The sequence below is a fragment of the Thermomonospora umbrina genome, from assembly GCF_003386555.1.
Classification (GTDB): Bacteria; Actinomycetota; Actinomycetes; order Streptosporangiales; family Streptosporangiaceae; genus Thermomonospora; species Thermomonospora umbrina.
Genome location: NZ_QTTT01000001.1, coordinates 6,988,615 through 7,003,699, shown reverse-complemented (window position 1 = coordinate 7,003,699; position 15,085 = coordinate 6,988,615). Strand labels below are relative to the sequence as shown.

Annotated in this window: 13 protein-coding genes; 1 reads left to right on the top strand and 12 read right to left on the bottom strand. The window is 72.5% G+C overall.

The genetic code is table 11. The annotated features are described in order from the left end of the window. Nucleotides 1-15: 15 nt before the first annotated feature. From DFJ69_RS31795 to DFJ69_RS31750, 10 genes are all read right to left on the bottom strand, one after another. The gene (locus DFJ69_RS31795; protein ID WP_116025983.1) at nucleotides 16-810 is read right to left on the bottom strand and encodes a carbohydrate ABC transporter permease; all 795 of its coding nucleotides are present in this window, start codon (nucleotides 808-810) and stop codon (nucleotides 16-18) included. Continuing rightward, complete coding sequence (locus tag DFJ69_RS31790; protein WP_116025982.1) at nucleotides 807-1,772, bottom strand: carbohydrate ABC transporter permease; 966 nt, start codon at nucleotides 1,770-1,772, stop codon at nucleotides 807-809. The genes DFJ69_RS31795 and DFJ69_RS31790 overlap by 4 nt, the downstream gene beginning before the upstream one ends. A gap of 84 nt (nucleotides 1,773-1,856) precedes the next feature. Next, on the bottom strand, nucleotides 1,857-3,221 hold the full coding sequence (locus DFJ69_RS31785) for an extracellular solute-binding protein (RefSeq protein ID WP_116025981.1): 1,365 nt from the start codon (nucleotides 3,219-3,221) through the stop codon (nucleotides 1,857-1,859). A 22-nt stretch (nucleotides 3,222-3,243) separates the two neighbouring features. Continuing rightward, a complete protein-coding gene (locus DFJ69_RS31780) occupies nucleotides 3,244-4,533 on the bottom strand; it encodes a family 4 glycosyl hydrolase (RefSeq protein ID WP_116025980.1) in 1,290 nt (429 codons plus the stop codon). 7 nt (nucleotides 4,534-4,540) lie between these two features. Then, complete coding sequence (locus tag DFJ69_RS31775) at nucleotides 4,541-5,701, bottom strand: carbohydrate kinase family protein (RefSeq protein WP_116025979.1); 1,161 nt, start codon at nucleotides 5,699-5,701, stop codon at nucleotides 4,541-4,543. A 211-nt stretch (nucleotides 5,702-5,912) separates the two neighbouring features. Beyond that, complete coding sequence (locus tag DFJ69_RS31770) at nucleotides 5,913-6,848, bottom strand: nitroreductase/quinone reductase family protein (protein WP_281275936.1); 936 nt, start codon at nucleotides 6,846-6,848, stop codon at nucleotides 5,913-5,915. Between the two features lie 252 nt (nucleotides 6,849-7,100). After that, complete coding sequence (locus DFJ69_RS31765; protein ID WP_211328885.1) at nucleotides 7,101-8,540, bottom strand: ABC transporter ATP-binding protein; 1,440 nt, start codon at nucleotides 8,538-8,540, stop codon at nucleotides 7,101-7,103. After that, complete coding sequence (locus DFJ69_RS31760; RefSeq protein ID WP_116025977.1) at nucleotides 8,537-9,349, bottom strand: ABC transporter permease; 813 nt, start codon at nucleotides 9,347-9,349, stop codon at nucleotides 8,537-8,539. The genes DFJ69_RS31765 and DFJ69_RS31760 overlap by 4 nt, the downstream gene beginning before the upstream one ends. Then, nucleotides 9,346-10,314 (bottom strand): ABC transporter permease, encoded by a 969-nt coding sequence (locus tag DFJ69_RS31755; protein WP_116025976.1) that lies wholly within the window; start codon nucleotides 10,312-10,314, stop codon nucleotides 9,346-9,348. Before DFJ69_RS31755 ends, DFJ69_RS31760 begins: the two co-directional genes overlap by 4 nt. Further along, nucleotides 10,299-11,849, bottom strand: a complete 1,551-nt coding sequence (locus DFJ69_RS31750; protein WP_116025975.1) for an ABC transporter substrate-binding protein — start codon at nucleotides 11,847-11,849, stop codon at nucleotides 10,299-10,301. The genes DFJ69_RS31755 and DFJ69_RS31750 overlap by 16 nt, the downstream gene beginning before the upstream one ends. A gap of 178 nt (nucleotides 11,850-12,027) precedes the next feature. Here DFJ69_RS31750 and DFJ69_RS31745 point away from each other — a divergent pair, with 178 nt between their 5' ends. Continuing rightward, on the top strand, nucleotides 12,028-13,401 hold the full coding sequence (locus DFJ69_RS31745) for an MATE family efflux transporter (protein ID WP_116025974.1): 1,374 nt from the start codon (nucleotides 12,028-12,030) through the stop codon (nucleotides 13,399-13,401). Between the two features lie 44 nt (nucleotides 13,402-13,445). Here the strand turns inward: DFJ69_RS31745 and DFJ69_RS34705 are convergent, their stop codons facing one another. Beyond that, nucleotides 13,446-13,727 carry a carboxypeptidase-like regulatory domain-containing protein gene (locus tag DFJ69_RS34705; RefSeq protein ID WP_170177887.1) on the bottom strand — a complete coding sequence of 94 codons (282 nt, stop codon included), beginning with the start codon at nucleotides 13,725-13,727 and terminating at the stop codon, nucleotides 13,446-13,448. A 275-nt stretch (nucleotides 13,728-14,002) separates the two neighbouring features. Beyond that, a complete protein-coding gene (locus tag DFJ69_RS31735) occupies nucleotides 14,003-15,028 on the bottom strand; it encodes a trypsin-like serine peptidase (RefSeq protein WP_170177886.1) in 1,026 nt (341 codons plus the stop codon). Nucleotides 15,029-15,085: the final 57 nt, after the last annotated feature.

Here is a 15,085-nt window from a genome sequence, read left to right as displayed (position 1 = left end):
CCTGTTCGGTGATCCCTACTCCTTGATGGCCCCCGAGAGCATCCCTGCGATGAAGTGCCGTTGCAGGAAGACATAAACGATCACGATCGGCGCCGCGATGATCAGCGCGCCGGCCATGAGCAGCGGGTACGCGGTCTGGTGCGTGCCCTGGAAGAACGACAGTCCGAGCGGTGCGGTGCGCAGCCCCTCGTCGGAGTTGATGATCACCAGCGGCAGCAGGAACTCGTTCCAGGTCCACATGGAGATCAGCACCACCATGGTGAGGATCGCCGGGCGACCGCCGGGCACCAGCACCCGCCACAGCGTCGTCCAGCTCGACGCGCCGTCGATCCGGGCCGCCTCCGGCAGCGCCCGGGGGACGCTGCGGAAGTACGCCCGCATCCAGAACGTGCCGAACGCCACCGACTGGGCGATCTGCGGCAGGATCAGCCCGATCAGCGTGTTGTCGAGCCCCAGCGACCGCAGGTCGAAGTACAGCGGCACCACCACCGCCTCGGTGGGGATCGTCAGCCCGGCCAGGAACAGCAGGAACACGGCCCCGGCGCCGCGGAACTCCATGGTGCCCAGCGCGTACCCGGCCATGATCGACAGGAGGGTCGCGGTCAGCACCACGGCGACCGTGACGATGACGCTGTTGCGCAGGTAGTCGGCGAAGTGGCCCTGCTCCCACGCGTCGGTGAAGTTGGAGACGTTCAGCTCGGTGCCCTCCAGTGCCTGGAAGACCACCCCGATCATCGGGAGCACCGCGATCGCCGAGAAGACCACCAGCACCGTGTAGTTGACGAACGCCTCCCGGCGCGAGCCGATCATCGGTCCCTGCCCTCCACGAAGCGGCCGATCAGCACCGTGAAGGTGAAGATCAGGACCGCGATGATGATGCCGATGGCGCTGGCCAGCCCGACCTCACCGGTGTTGAACGTGCGGTTGTAGACCTCGTACGCCGGGACCTTGGTGGCGTCGCCGGGCCCCCCACTGGTGGCCAGGTAGATGAGGTCGAAGTTGCGCATCGCCGCGATGGTCGTCAGCGTCAGCGCCACCGCCAGCTCCCGGCGCAGCCCCGGCAGCGTGACCGCGAGGAACTCCCGGACCGGCCCGGCCCCGTCGATGCGGGCGGCCTCGTACAGCTCCCGGGGGATCTTCTGCACCCCGGCCATGAACAGCACCATCGCCAGACCGATCTGCACCCACGTGCCGATCAGCCCCACCGCCGGCAGCGCCCAGGTGAAGTCCCCCAGCCAGCCGCGCGACCAGTCCGGCAGTCCCAGACCGTGCAGCCACCGCAGCACGTCGTTGATCGGGCCGCCGGGCGAGTAGATCCACTGCCAGGCCACCGCGACCGCCACCATCGCCACCACCTGCGGCAGGAACAGCACGGTGCGAAAGAACGTCAGGCCCCGGATCTTCGACCGGGACATCGCGGCGACCAGCACGAACGCGATGCAGCAGGGCACGACCGCGTAGAAGACGACCAGCACCAGCGCGTGCAGGAACGCCCCGCGCAGCGTCGGGTCCGACAGGGCCTTGGAGTAGTTCGACAGCCCCGTCCACGTCCCCGGGCTGAGCCCGTCCCACTCGAACAGCGAGAAGTACGCGCCGTGCAGCAGCGGCCAGATCAGGAACGCCGCGTACACCAGCAGCGCGGGCAGCGCGTACAGCCAGCCGATCCGGCGGGGCTCGCCCGGCGGACGCCCGGCGCCCCTGCCGCCGCGCCCGCGCGCGCGCTCGCGCCGTTCCGCCGTCGTGGCGGCCTTGGGCCGCGCGGCGAGTGTCATCCGAGGCCACCCCCTTGTGACGCCCGGCCCGTGGCCGCACGGTCCCTCCGTGCGGCCTCGGGCGGATTGCGAACGATGATCCGGCTACTTCCTGAGGAAGGTCGCGTAGTTCTGCTGGGCCTTGTCCATCGCCTGCCGCGGCGACGTCCTCCCGGCGATCAGCTCCTGGAGGGGCCCGCCGAGCGCGTCGGCGAAGTCCGGCGTCGCGTAGTCCAGGTAGGGGGTGATGCCGTCGTTGCGGCTCAAGACGTCCCAGGCGCCGAAGATGTCGGTGAACACCGGGCCCTGCGGCTTCTTCGTCGGCGCCGCCAGCGCGGGCAGGTTGCCGGTCTCGACGGAGACGTCCATCGCCTCGGGCGAGGAGATGAAGTTGATGTAGGCGGCGGCCACGTCCGGGTGCTTGGACTTGGCGGTGATCGACCAGGGCAGGCTCTCGCCGCCCATCGTGGTCGGCTGCCCGCCCGCCTGGGCCGGCGGCGGCAGCATGAACCCGACCTTGTCGCCCATCGACTTGTACAGGTCGGCGGCGAACCACGTGCCGCCGATCAGGAACACGCCCTCGCCCTTGGAGAAGTTGACCGGGGAGTCGTCGTACTTCACGCCGTTGGCGTCCTTGGTGAAGTAGCCCGCCTTGACCCAGTCGGACAGCTTCTGGGCCGCCTGCACGTTGGGGCCGTCGGTCCAGGAGCCGCCCTGTCCGTAGACGAGCCGGCGGACCGCGTCCTTGGGGGCGAGCTGGTCCTGGATCACGCCGAAGTTGTGGATGGCGGGGAACTTGTCCAGGTTGCCGAAGGCGATCGGGGTCTCGCCCTTGCCCTTGGCGGTGGCCAGCGCCCGCTCGAAGTCCGCCCACGTCTTCGGCGGCTGGACGCCGAGCCCGGACAGCTTGTCCTTGTTGTAGTAGATCCCGACGATCTCGCCGTTGATGGAGACGCCGTAGAGGCCGCCGGTGCCGATCTTCTTGCCGTCCGGGCTGACGGAGTTGAGGTCGGTCAGACCCTTGGGGTACCGCTTCTTCCAGCCGTAGACCTGGTCGTAGTTGTCCAGCGGCAGCAGCATCCCGGCCTTGACGAACTGCGCCATGGCGCCGTGGCCCTGGTTGGCCTCCACCACGTCCGGCGGGCTGTCGCCCGACAGCGCCAGCCGCAGGGTCTTCTGCAGGTCGTTGAACGAGCGGGAGACGCGCTTGATCTTGACGTTCGGATACTTGTCCTGGAACGCCTTGTTGAGCCTCTCCATCTGCTCGTTCTGCCCCCCGCGGACCTCCTGGTCCCAGACGGTGAGGGTCACGTCGCCCGCCTTGGCGATGTCGGTGTTGACCGAGCTGGGCGCCTTGGCGGCGGGCTTGTCCCCGTCCGAGCCGGGGGTGCAGGCGGCGGCGAGGACGGCCAGGGCGGCCATCGAGAGCACGGCCCCGTGCCTGAGCGGCTTCAAACCCTGTTTCAACATGGCATACGGCTCCTTCGAACGATCAGTTGAACTGCGGCAGGTCGCCGCGGTGGGCGGCCAGTCCCTCCTCGAGGATCTTCTCGGCGGTCCGCTTGCCGCGGACGAACGGGTGGGCCATCAGCGCCCGCAGGGCCAGCCGGCGGTCACCGGTGACGGCGGCGTCGGCGGCCAGGCGCTCGTACTCGTGGATGGACTGCGTCAGCCCGCGGACCTGCCGCGGCAGCTCTCCCATGACCAGCGGGACCGCGCCCTGACGGCCGATGATGGCGGGCACCTCGACGATCGCGTCGTCCTCCAGGGAGGAGATCGAGCCGCGGTTGGGCGTGTTGACGATGAAGCGCCGCTGCTCGTCGCGCGCGATGGCGCAGATGACGTCGACGGCGAACTCGCCGTGCTCGCCGCCGCCCCGCTCGCCGCTGGGGTCGGGGTCCTTCTCGTCCGCCTGACCGGCGACCTGCTCGTAGTACGCGGGCAGCATCGCCAGGATGTCCTGCGCCCGCGTGGTGCCCTTGGCCGTCAGCTCCCGGACCACCTCGTCGTGGAAGAAGTAGTACTTGGAGTACGAGTTGACCAGCAGGCCCAGGGCCCTGCCCAGCTCCGCCATCCGGGACGGGTCGCGGTGCGGGGTTGCGGCGCCGTGCGGCTCCAGCCGCTCCAGCAGCGGAGCGATGTCGACGTCCTCGCCGTCGAGGCGGACCCGCTCGGCCCAGGTGCCGTGGTTGGTGCCGATCCAGTCGATCTCCAGACCCGCCTGCGGGAGGCCCAGCAGGTCGGCCCACGTCTCGGTGTCGCCCACCCACTGGTCGCACAGGCTGATGACCCTGGCGTCGGTGTTGCGGAGCACCGCGTCGGTCACCACGTTGGTGGGGTTGGTGTAGTTGAGGATCCACGCCTTCGGCGCGACCTTCTCCAGCACCCGGGCGATGTTCAGCAGCACCGGGACCGACCGGCAGGCCATCAGGAACCCGCCGGGCCCCACGGTCTCCTGCCCCACCACCCCGTACTTCAGGGGGATCGACTCGTCCAGGTGCCGGCCCGCCAGCCCGCCGGGCCGGAACGTGGTGAACACGAAGTCGGCGCCGTCGAGGGCCGCCGTGAGGTCGGTGTGGGCGGTGACGGTGAAGTCCGCCCCCCGCGCGGCGAACATGTTGCGCGCCAGGCGGGTCATCACGTCGAGGTGCCCGGCGTCGAGGTCGTAGAAGGCCAGGTCCGCCCCGGCCAGGTCGTCGGCACGGTGCAGCAGTCCGCGGATCACGCCGGGCATGTATCCGCTGCCCGCCCCGATCACCGCGATGCGCGCGTTCACGCTCATGAGGTCTCTACTCCGCTCGTAGGGTCGGCTCGGCACGGACGACCGAGTCGTCGGCCGCCTCCGGAATGTAGTCAACGACGAACTCGTAATCGGCCAGCACCTCGTCGGGGACCTCCCCCGATTCGCCGAACGCGGCGATCTCGCCCCAGCAGGGCGCGCCGAGGGAGCCGCTGCGGTGCCGCACCGACAGGCCCGCGCACAGGTTGGCGAACCTGAGCCGCTCCACCAGCGGCAGGTCGGCGAGGGTGCCGAACACGAAGCCGGCGGCGAAGACGTCGCCGGCCCCGGTCGCGTCCAGCACCTCGACCGGCAGCGCCTCGGTCTCCGCGCTCTCCCCGGTCCGCGAGTCGATGGCGATGGCGCCGTTGCCGCCGCGCTTGACCACCACCACCGGCAGCCGCTCCGACAGGGCGCGGGCCGCCGCCTCGGGCGTGCGGGTCCGGGTGTAGGCCATCGCCTCGACCGCGTTCGGCAGGAACACGTCGACGTGCTCCAGCCGGTCCAGGACCTCGCTCGACCAGGTCTCGGTGGCGTCCCAGCCGAGGTCGGCGAAGACCAGGGCGCCCTGACGCCGCATCGCGATCGCCCAGTCGGGGACGGGGCCGTCGAGGTCGACGAAACAGGTCTTGGTCCGGGGCGGGAACTCCGCCAGGTCGCCGGTCGGCAGGACGGCCGGCCGGGCGTAGGTGACCATGCTGCGGTCGGAGTCGTAGGCCAGCGAGACCGTCACCGGCGTCGGCCAGCCCGGCACCCGCCGGGAGCGGCTCAGGTCCACGCCCTCCTGCTCGTGCAGCGTCCGCCACAGGTAGGCGCCGAACATGTCGTCGCCGAACGGGGCCGCCAGGCCCACCCGCAGCCCGAGCCGGCTCATCGCCACCGCGATGTTGGCGACCCCGCCGGGGGCGGAGCCGAGACCGTCGGTGAACAGCTCCGTCCCGGGGGGCGGCAGGCCGGGCAGCCCGGTGAAGATCATGTCCATGAAGACCTGGCCGGTCAGGAAGACGTCCAGGTCGGGCCCGCCCGACTCCCGGGGCAGCCGCTCGCCGGCGTACCGGCGCTCGGCGCAGGGGTCGTCGAGTACGGGCTCGGGCGGGCGGCCCTGCGGGCCGTCCGCGGTCGGTGCGGTCGTGCGGTGGGCGGGCGGGTGTCCGCCCAGGGTCGCCGTCATGCGCGCCTCCCCGGCGAGGCAGTCGTGGACGAGCCGATCGTATGCAAGAAACCCCCCAAAATGGCACGTTCCAAAAGCTTCGTGATCATATCTTGTCCAAACATCCTCTTGACCGGATGTCATGACAAAGTACCCCATGGGTCGCGGCGGGCCCCGACCCGCACCGCGTTCCGCGGCCCGGCCCGGCGCCGCGGAACGCCTGGTCACGGCGCTAAGGGGCCAGCGCGTTGAGGATCGGGACGAGCTCCCTCTCCTCATGGTCGAGGTGCGCCTCGAGGTCGGCGGTGAGGCGTTCCACTCCGGCCAGCAGCTCCGCCGGGTCCGTCGCCTCGTCCGAGATCAGCGCCTGGAGCTCGTCCAGGATCCGCTTCACGGTCCGGTGCTCCTCGCGCAACCGCGCCAGCACCGCGGCGAGCTCGGGGTGCCGCGCGTCCAGGAACGGGAACACCCGGGCGTCCTCCAGGGCGTGATGGTGATGCAGCCCCTGGCAGAAGGTCAGGCAGTTGACCCGCAACTGCGCCATCAGGCCCGTTCCCGACCGGGCCACCTCCTCGCGCAGCAGGGCCAGCTCCCGGCGCAGCAGACCGTGCACCGTCTTGAGGGAATCGCCCATCGGCTCGGGAGGGGGCCCGCCCCCCAGGGGGTTGAGCGCCACCACCGGGAGCGTCCGGGCGGCCCCGGCCTGCTGCTCCGCCCAGAGGGGTTCGACCTGGGCGACCCGGGCGAAGAGGCGGTCGCGCTCCTCGCCCTCCAGCACGACGGCCACCGCGTCGAGCGTGAGGGGGCCGGCCTCCACCGTGACGCGGGGGCGGGCGAGGAGGTCCCGGAACCAGGCCGGATGCGAGGACGCGCCCTCGGCGGACGCGAGGACCAGCATCCGCTCGCCGTCGGGCAGATAGACGATCGGGGTGGTGCGGGGTCCGCCGGCCCCGGTGCCGGTCGTGGTGAGCAGGAGCAGCCGGCGGCCCTCGTAGGGGCCGCCCACCCGTCCTCGGTTGGCGCGGAACTCCTCGATGACCTGCTGATCGACGTTGATGGACATGTTCTCCCTGGTCTCCGGATCGGGGGTGTGCGGGGGGTACGGGCGGCGAGGGCGGTCCCGGGCCACGATGGTGGAGATGCCGGCGAACATGGGAGTGCGAGGCATCCGGTGGGAGTCCGGAAGGGGCTGCGCGAGGAGCGGCTCGCGAAGGCGGCGGTGCGGGCGCACCGCCGGGGCGGGGGTCGACACGCGGGCGCGATCGGATCAGGTGCCGCCCACGTGCGTGATGGCCGCGCGCATCGCCCCCCGGTGATCGATGCCGCCCGCCGCCCCCACACGGTGGCGACGCGCGACACAGGGATCATTACAGTCAGCGCGTCAAGCGTAGTCAAGGCGTAGGCCCGGCGGCCACCGCGTTCAGCGCCTCCGGCGGGCCACGACGTCCTCGGTGCGGCCCGCGTCGACGACGCGCCCGTCCGCCAGGGCCACGACGGTGTCGGTCCGCCGGGCGACCAGCCGCAGGTCGTGGCTGATCAGGACCAGGGCCAGGCCCCGGCGCTCGCGCAGTCCCACGAGCAGGTCCATCACCGTCTCCGCGGTGTCCTCGTCGAGCGCCGAGGTCACCTCGTCGCAGATCAGCACGTCCGGATCGGCGGCGAGGGCCCGCGCGATGGACACCCGCTGCCGCTGCCCCCCGGACAGCTCGCCCGGGCGACGAGCGGCCAGGTCCGCCGAGAGCCCGACCCGGCCGAGCAGCTCGGCGACCCGATCGGGGATCTCGGCCCCGGCCGCCCGGCCGTGCAGGCGCAGCGGCCTGCCGATCGCGGCCCCCACCGTGCGGGCGGGATTGAGCGCCCCGAGCGGGTCCTGCGGAACGAGTTGCAGGCGTCGGCGCTGCTCGCGGTCGCGGTCGTGGACGGACGGGCCGAGCGTCGCGCCGTCGAGCTCCACGGTGCCGCCGGACCGCGGGTGCAGGCCGACCGCGCAGCGCACCAGCGTGGTCTTGCCGCATCCGGAGACGCCGATGAGCCCGGTGGAGCCGCCGGGCGCGACCGTGAAGTCGACGCCGTGCAGCACGTCGCGACGCCCCATCGCCGCCGTCAGGCCGCGCACGGCCAGCAGGGGCCCCGCGTCGGGCGCGGCCGGTGTCGGGGCGGTCGTACGGGTGCGGACGGTCGCGCGGCCGGGGCCCGCGGGCCCGAGCCGGACGACGTCGTCCGCGATCCGGTCCACCAGACGGCGGTCGTGGCAGGTCAGGATCACCGCGAGGCCGCGTCGGTCTGCCAGGTCGCGCAGCAGGCCGGCGATGTCGTCGCGCAACGCCGGATCCAGGCCCGCGGTGGGCTCGTCGAGCAGCAGCACCTCCGGGTCGCGGGCCAGCGCCCGCGCGAGCGCGACCCGTCGCTGCTGGCCTCCGGACAGGCCGCCCGGCCTGCGACGCTCCACACCCTCGCCCGACGGCAGCCGCACCTCGGCGAGCAGCCGGGCGACGACGTCGGCGTCACGGCGCGCGGCGACCTCGCGCAGGAGGCCGCGGACCCGCATCCGGGGGTTCAGGCCCGACCCCGGATCCTGACCGACGTAGCCGAGGCGATGGCGGCGCAGGTCCCGCAGCTCACGGTCGGCAAGGGCGAGAACGTCGCGGCCGAGGACGTGGACCTCGCCCGCTCTGCGGACGGTGCCCGCGGGCAGCAGGCCCGCGAGGGCGCGCAGCAGCGTCGTCTTGCCCACGCCCGAGGGCCCCGTCAGGGCGGTGACCCGGCCGCGTCTTCCCTCCAGGTCGCCCCCGTCGAGCAGCAGACGGCCGTCGGCGGCGGCGACGGTCAGGCCCCGGACGCGGACGACGACGTCGTTCACAGCGGAAGCACCGCCCTGGGGCCGGTCCGCGGGGCGAGCGCCTCCGCGGCGAGGTTGACGCTGACGGCGAGCAGACCGATGGCGATGCCGGGGGCCAGCACCCCCCACGGGTTGAGCAGGACCCCCGCCGTGTTCTCCCGTATCATCAGCGCCCAGTCCGCCGCCGGCGGCTGCGGCCCCACCTGCAGGAACCCGGCGGTGGCGACCAGGTAGACGGCGGCCACGAAACGCAGCCCGAACAGCGCCAGCACCGTGGCGCGCAGATTCGGCAGGACCTCGTACAGCACCAGATGCCCGAGCCTCTCGCCCCCGGCCGTGGCGGCCTCGACGTACCCGGACGCCGCGACGGGCGCCGCCGCCCCCGCCACGAACCGCACCGCGTACGGGACGCCCAGGACGACCGCGACGCCGATCACGGCGAACCGGCCCCCGTCCGGCCACGACAGGGTGATGAGCAGGATGCCGAGCACCGCCGGGAGCAGGATGAGCACGTCGGCGGCGCGCTCCACCACGCGGCCCACCCTCGGGCGCAGCGCCCCGACCGCTCCGAGCACCGCGGAGATCCCGGTGACCAGCACCGCGATGAACAGGGCCATCGCGATCAGCTCCCGACCCCCGGCCAGCAGCCGGCTCAGCACGTCCCGACCGAGCTGGTCGCCGCCGAGCGGCGCGTCGCCCCCGGGCGGGCCGTACGGCGCGGTGACCGGCGCGTCGAGGGGATGCGGGGTCAGCCACGGCCCGGCCACGGCGGCGGCGATCAGCAGCGCCGCCGGCGCCAGGCGCAGCAGCAGACCGATCCGCGAACTCATGCCCGTCCTCCCGTGAAGCGGACGCGCAACAGGTCGGCCACCAGCAGGACGCCGGTGATGACCGCCCCCGTCAGCGCGACGACACCCGCGACCAGCGGCGCGTCCCGGTCGGTCACCGCTCCGGTGAGCACGCCGCCGATCCCCGGATAGTTGAAGACCGTCTCGACGACGACCGCGCCCCCGAACAGCATGCCCGTCGAGGTCGCGACGCCGATCGCGATCGCCGGGACCGCCCCCGGCAGCAGATGGTGGAGCAGGATCCGACGCCGGGGCAGACCGTCCAGGACGGCGGTCTCGATGTGCGGGGCCCTCGACTCGTCCGCGAGGGCCGCCCGCGCGATGCGGGTGTTCCAGCCGATCTGCGGGATCGCCAGCGCGAGGACGGGCAGCACCAGCATCGACGGGTCGGCGACGCCGCCGTCCGGGCCCGTGAGGGTCACCGCCGGGAACCAGCCCGTCCACGACGACAGCACCAGCAGCAGACCGACCGCGACGACGAACTCCGGAAGGGCCAGCACCGCGGTCGCCGAACCGCGCACCGTCCGGTCCACCGCCCCGCCCGGCCGCAGCGACGCCCAGCAGCCCAGGGCCGGCGACACGGCCGCCGTCACCGCCAGGGCCAGGCCGCCCAGCAGCAGCGTGTTCGGGAACGGCCCGCCCAGCAGCTCGGCGACCGGCACCCCCCGGGCCGAGGTTCCGAGGTCACCGGTGGGCAGCCCGGCCATCCATTCCCAGAACCTCGTGAACAGCGGCCGGTCCAGGCCGAGGAGGTGCCGCCGCTCGGCCAGCGCCGCCTCGCCCTCACCGCGTTCGGAGGTGGCCGTGGCCGCGTCGCCGGGCAGCAGTTCCACCGCGGCGAAGACCACCGCCAGGAGCACGGCGAGCAGCACGGCCCGTCGGACGACGGCGAGCACCACGCGCCACGCCCGGCGGTTCGGGTCGGGGCGCCTCAGGAGGCCAGCCATGCCCGCTCGAGCTGCACCCGGCCGTACCCCGGCAGCCTCGGCAGGCCGCGGACCTTGGGGCCGGCCAGGTCGATCCCGTCGGCCATCCCCCACAGGATGTAGCCGGACCGCTCGTGCTGGATCCGCTGGATCTCGCGCAGCGCGGCCTTGCGCTCGCCCGCGTCGGCGGCGCCGATCGCCTTGCGGTAGGCGGTGTCGAAGGCGGGGTCCTTCCAGCCGCTCTCGTTCTGCCCGGAGTCGGAGACCATCGTCTTGCTGGCGAAGAACACCACCGAGTCGTTGGTGCCCCAGTAGGAGGTGTAGAGGTCGCCCTTGAGCCAGGTCTTGTCCCAGAAGGCCGCCGACTCCTGCTTGACCACCTTGATGTCGACACCCGCCTCCCGGACCTGCGTGGCGAACAGCGTCGCGGACTCCGCCAGGCCCGCGATGTCCTCCGTCGTGTACAGCTCGTAGGTCTTGGAGGTGTCGAAGGCCGCCTGCCGGAGGAGCTGACGCGCCTTGACGAGGTCGCGGCGGCGCTGGGCGATGCCGGCGCCGACGTAGGCGGGGTCGCCGGTGCCCAGGACGTCGTTGCCGACGGTGCCGTAGCCGCTGAGCACCTGCTCGACCATCGCGTCGCGGTCCACGGCCAGCCGCAGCGCCTCCCGCACCCGGGCGTCGGCGAACGGGCCGTCGGCGGTCCGCATGACGATGGGCATGGCCATGTCGTCGGGCCGCCGGATCACCTGGATGTCGCGGCGGGCGGCCGCGATGCGCGCGGCGACCGGTCCCACGTTGGAGGCCACGTCGATCTGCCCGCCGAGCAGCGCGTTCGCCATCGCCTGCGGGGTCTGGAACAGGGTGACCTCGATCGCGTCGAGCAGCACCGCGCCCCCGTGCCACCGGTCGTTGCGGACCAGGCGGGCGTTGCCGTCGCGGAACCGGTCGAGCTTGAACGGGCCGGTGCCCGGGGCCCTGTCCAGCTCGGAGTCCTTGGTGTCCTTCTTCATGACGAAGGTGGTCAGTCGGGTGAGCAGCGGCAGCTCGGCGTTGGCGTAGTCGGAGACCAGCACGACGGTGCCGGCGCCGTCGGCGGTGATGTTCTCGGACCGGATGCCGGGCAGTCGGGAGGCCCCGGCGGGCGTGTCCCGCAGCCGGCGCAGCGACCACACCACGTCGTCGGCGGTCACCGGGCTGCCGTCGTGGAACGTCGCGCCCTCGGCGATCGTGAACCGCCAGGTCTTGAGGTCGTCGGACGCCTTCCACGCCGACGCCAGCCGGGCGGCGGTGTTGGTCCCCCGGCCGGGCGCGGTCAGCGTGTCGAACAGCAGGCTGATGATGAGGTAGTCGCTCTCGTTGGACTGGGTGCCGTGCGGGTCGCGGATGACCGCGCCGGACCGCCCGAGCGCGCCGATCCGCAACGTGCCGCCCTTGCGGGGAGGGCCGGAGTCCGCGCCGGACGACGCGGACGTGCCGCCCTCGGAGCACGCCGCCAGCAGCGCCGCCGCCCCGACGCCGCCGCCCGCCCACAAGAACCGTCGCCTCGTCAGATCCACTGTCCGCCTCGCAAGTACCGTCGCGATTGTTTAGGTTTGCCTGTCCTAAGCGGGCAATATCTCACAGATCATCCGGTTCGACCGACGTGGGGGGCGGTGACCCCCGTCGCCCCGTCCGTCCCCGGCGACGGCTAGGGTCGCCCTGTTCTGCAACGCTCCACACCGGGACCCGACACCGATGAGCCCGACCCTCTGGCTGCGCGACGGCCGCGCTCTGGCCGCCCTCGCCGTTCCCCTGGCCCTCACGCAGCTCGCGCAGGTCGCGCTCACGACCACCGACACGGTGATGCTCGGCCTGCTCGGCACCGAGGAACTGGCCGCGGGCGGGCTGGCGCTGGTGGTCTTCAACCAGTGCCGGACGATGGGCGTCGGGCTCGTCACCGCCGTGGGCAACCAGGTGGCGGCGGCCGACGCCCGCGCGGAGCGGGGCGACGGCGACGGCGCGGACATCCGTGACCTGGTGCGCGGGGCCATGGCGCTGTCCACCCTGGCGGGTGTCGCGGGCGCGCTGGTCATGATCGGGATCGGACGGGCCCTCGGATGGCTCGGCCAGGACCCCGAGGTGGTCGACGCCGCCCGCACGATGCTGACGGCGCTGGCCCCGGGTCTGGTCCCCTGCCTGTGGTTCCAGGCGATCCGGCAGTTCACCGTCGGCATGCGCCGCCCCCGGGCGCTGCTGCGGATCACCCTGGCGTCCATCGCGGTGAACGCGGGCCTGAACTGGGCGCTGATCCACGGCGCGTGGGGGCTGCCGGAGCTCGGCGCGCCCGGCATCGGGGTGGCGACGTCGCTGGTGTACCTGCTGTCGTTCGCGGCGCTGTACGTCTCGGCCCGCCGCGACGAGGCCCTCGCGCCGCTGCTGGACCTGCGCGTCTGGCGTGCCGACCGCGCCACGTTGCGCCGGCTGACCGGGGCGGGCGTCCCGATCGCGGCCACCTACGGGTCCGAGGCGGGGTTCTTCTCGGTGGTCGCGCTGATGGTCGGCGCGTTCGGCACCACCGCGCTGGCCGCGCACACCGCCGTCAACCAGTTGGTCTACATCGTGTTCCAGATCGCCGTCGGGCTCTCGCACGCCGCCTCGATCGGGGTGAGCCGTGAGTTGGCCCTCGGCGACCGCGGCGCCGCCCGCCGGGTCGCGCGCGCGGCGCTGGCCTGCGCGCTCGCCGTCATGGCCGTGGTCGGCATCGGGTACGCGGCGTTTCCCGAACCGGTGCTGAGCCCGTTCTTCGAGGGGGACGTGCCCTCGATCGCCGTCTCACTGCTGCTGGTGGCGGCCGTGCTGCAGTTCTTCGACTGTGCGCAGAACATCGGGGTGGGGCTGCTGCGCGGGCTGGACGACGCCGGGGGCGGCTTCCGCGTCACCCTCGTCGGCTACTGGGCGATCGGTCTGCCCGCCGCCTGGCTGCTGGCCCATGCCGCCGCTCTGGAGACGACCGGGATCTGGCTGGGTCTGCTCACGGGCCTCGCGGCGACGGCGTTGCTGCTGTTGCGCCGCTTCCACCGGCGGACCGCCGTGCCGGGGCCCGGCGCGGCCGCGACCGAGGCCGCCTGAGCGGTGGGGACGTTCGTCGCCGGATCGGTCGAGATCGGTCGAGGTCAGTCGAGCGCGATGTCGGCGGTGACCTCGTCGCCGGGGCCGACGACCAGGTCGGTGACGGTGCCGGTGATCTGCCGCCCGCCCGAGGCGGGGTCGACGCAGCGGGCGGTGAGCCGGTACGTCCCGGGTGGCAGCGGCCAACGGTAGCGGCCGTCCGGACCGGTGACGAGCATCATCTCCGGGATCGGCGGGCGGGGGTGCGAGATCGCCTCGGGGACCACGGAACAGTCGGCCGCGGGCCTTCCGGAAGGGGTCAGGATCAATCCCGAGATCGCCCCCATCCGCATTTCCGCATTCGGCGGAGCGGAATCCGGCGGGCCGGAATTCGAGCGGGGCGCGTCCGGTCCGGTCGGGACGCCCGCCGCGCCCGGTCCACCCGTCAAGAGGATCACCGCCGGTGTCACGAGGGCGAGAAATCGCCAGGGTCGTCGCATGGAGGTCGATGATACGCCCAGGGCCTTCTGATGGATGGAATCCACCAGAAGGCCCTGAGTTGTTTTACTTTGCCGGAACTGTCACGTTCGCGGCGCCCTCAAGGTCGGCCCGAGAAGGATGCTCAGACTTTCCAGGCGTTGAGGTTGTTGAAGGCGGCCTCGGTGATCCGGGTGCCGCGGTTGTAGGGGGACCCGCCGTACAGGCCGTAGGCGTGGATGGCGATGCCGCAGTAGGCGCCGCAGCCGCTGATGCGCACGGCCGAGCCGCTCTGGCCGCCGAAGGTGTCGATGGAGTAGAAGAGCTGGCGGACGCCGGAGGACGCGATCGCCCCGTCCATCTGCCACATGGTGTTGGCGGGCTTGTCACCCGGGTAGCCGGTGATGTTGGCCACGGTGCCGTCGTAGGTCGCGGTCTGCCAGCGCAGGCCGAACCAGCCGGTGCTGTTGCCGATGGTGCAGTTCAGCTTGATGGCGCCGTAGTCGTACTCCGGGTTCTGGCTCGCGGTCCAGCCGTTGACGCTGTAGGCGTTGGTCCAGCCGCACGAGCCGTACGGGGCCGAGGCGCCGTTGCGGCCCGGCCAGAACACGAAGTTGCTGTTCCAGCCGTGGACGTTGTTGGCGTTGTCGTGGAAGTAGATGCAGTGCCCGGCGGTCGCGACGGTGTCGTTGTCGTACAGCCAGGCGGTGCACCCGTAGGTGAGCCCGTTGGGGGCGGTGAAGGTCAGCTTGCCGTTGACCCGGTGGGGATAGGTCGTGGTGGCCGTGACCTGCGTCCGGCCGTCGGCGCCGATGACCGTTTCGGCGTTGACGTCACCGCCCAGCATCTTGACGTTCTTGGGGAACTTGCGCGTGAAGCTGGCGCCCTGGCCGTTGGAGACCTTGCCGGTGCCCCTAGTGCCCTCCGCGGCACCCGAGGTGGCACCGCCGGACTTCGGGGTGACGCCGCGCAGGACCTTGCCGTCGGCGGATCGGGACACCGGGGTGCTGGGGCCCGCGGCCGCGGTCGAGACCACGGGGGCGGCCTTGGTGGCCGCCGTCGTCGCGCCGGCCGCGGGGACTCCGAGCGCCGCACTCAGCGAGATCGCCGCGCCGCTGATCACGGCGATCTTCCGCCAGCGCCGCACGGCGCCGTCGAGGAGGGTGTTCACGCAGTTTCGCCTTTCCTTTACGGCCATTGAAGGCCGCCTCCGGGGGGTGGTGGGAAA

Coding starts and splice junctions, on each gene's coding strand:
- DFJ69_RS31795 (WP_116025983.1), bottom strand. CDS start 810: ATGATCGGCTCGCGCCGGGAGGCGTTCGTCAACTACACGGTGCTGGTG.
- DFJ69_RS31790 (WP_116025982.1), bottom strand. CDS start 1,772: ATGACACTCGCCGCGCGGCCCAAGGCCGCCACGACGGCGGAACGGCGC.
- DFJ69_RS31785 (WP_116025981.1), bottom strand. CDS start 3,221: ATGTTGAAACAGGGTTTGAAGCCGCTCAGGCACGGGGCCGTGCTCTCG.
- DFJ69_RS31780 (WP_116025980.1), bottom strand. CDS start 4,533: ATGAGCGTGAACGCGCGCATCGCGGTGATCGGGGCGGGCAGCGGATAC.
- DFJ69_RS31775 (WP_116025979.1), bottom strand. CDS start 5,701: ATGACGGCGACCCTGGGCGGACACCCGCCCGCCCACCGCACGACCGCA.
- DFJ69_RS31770 (WP_281275936.1), bottom strand. CDS start 6,848: ATGCCTCGCACTCCCATGTTCGCCGGCATCTCCACCATCGTGGCCCGG.
- DFJ69_RS31760 (WP_116025977.1), bottom strand. CDS start 9,349: ATGAGTTCGCGGATCGGTCTGCTGCTGCGCCTGGCGCCGGCGGCGCTG.
- DFJ69_RS31755 (WP_116025976.1), bottom strand. CDS start 10,314: ATGGCTGGCCTCCTGAGGCGCCCCGACCCGAACCGCCGGGCGTGGCGC.
- DFJ69_RS31745 (WP_116025974.1), top strand. CDS start 12,028: ATGAGCCCGACCCTCTGGCTGCGCGACGGCCGCGCTCTGGCCGCCCTC.
- DFJ69_RS34705 (WP_170177887.1), bottom strand. CDS start 13,727: ATGGGGGCGATCTCGGGATTGATCCTGACCCCTTCCGGAAGGCCCGCG.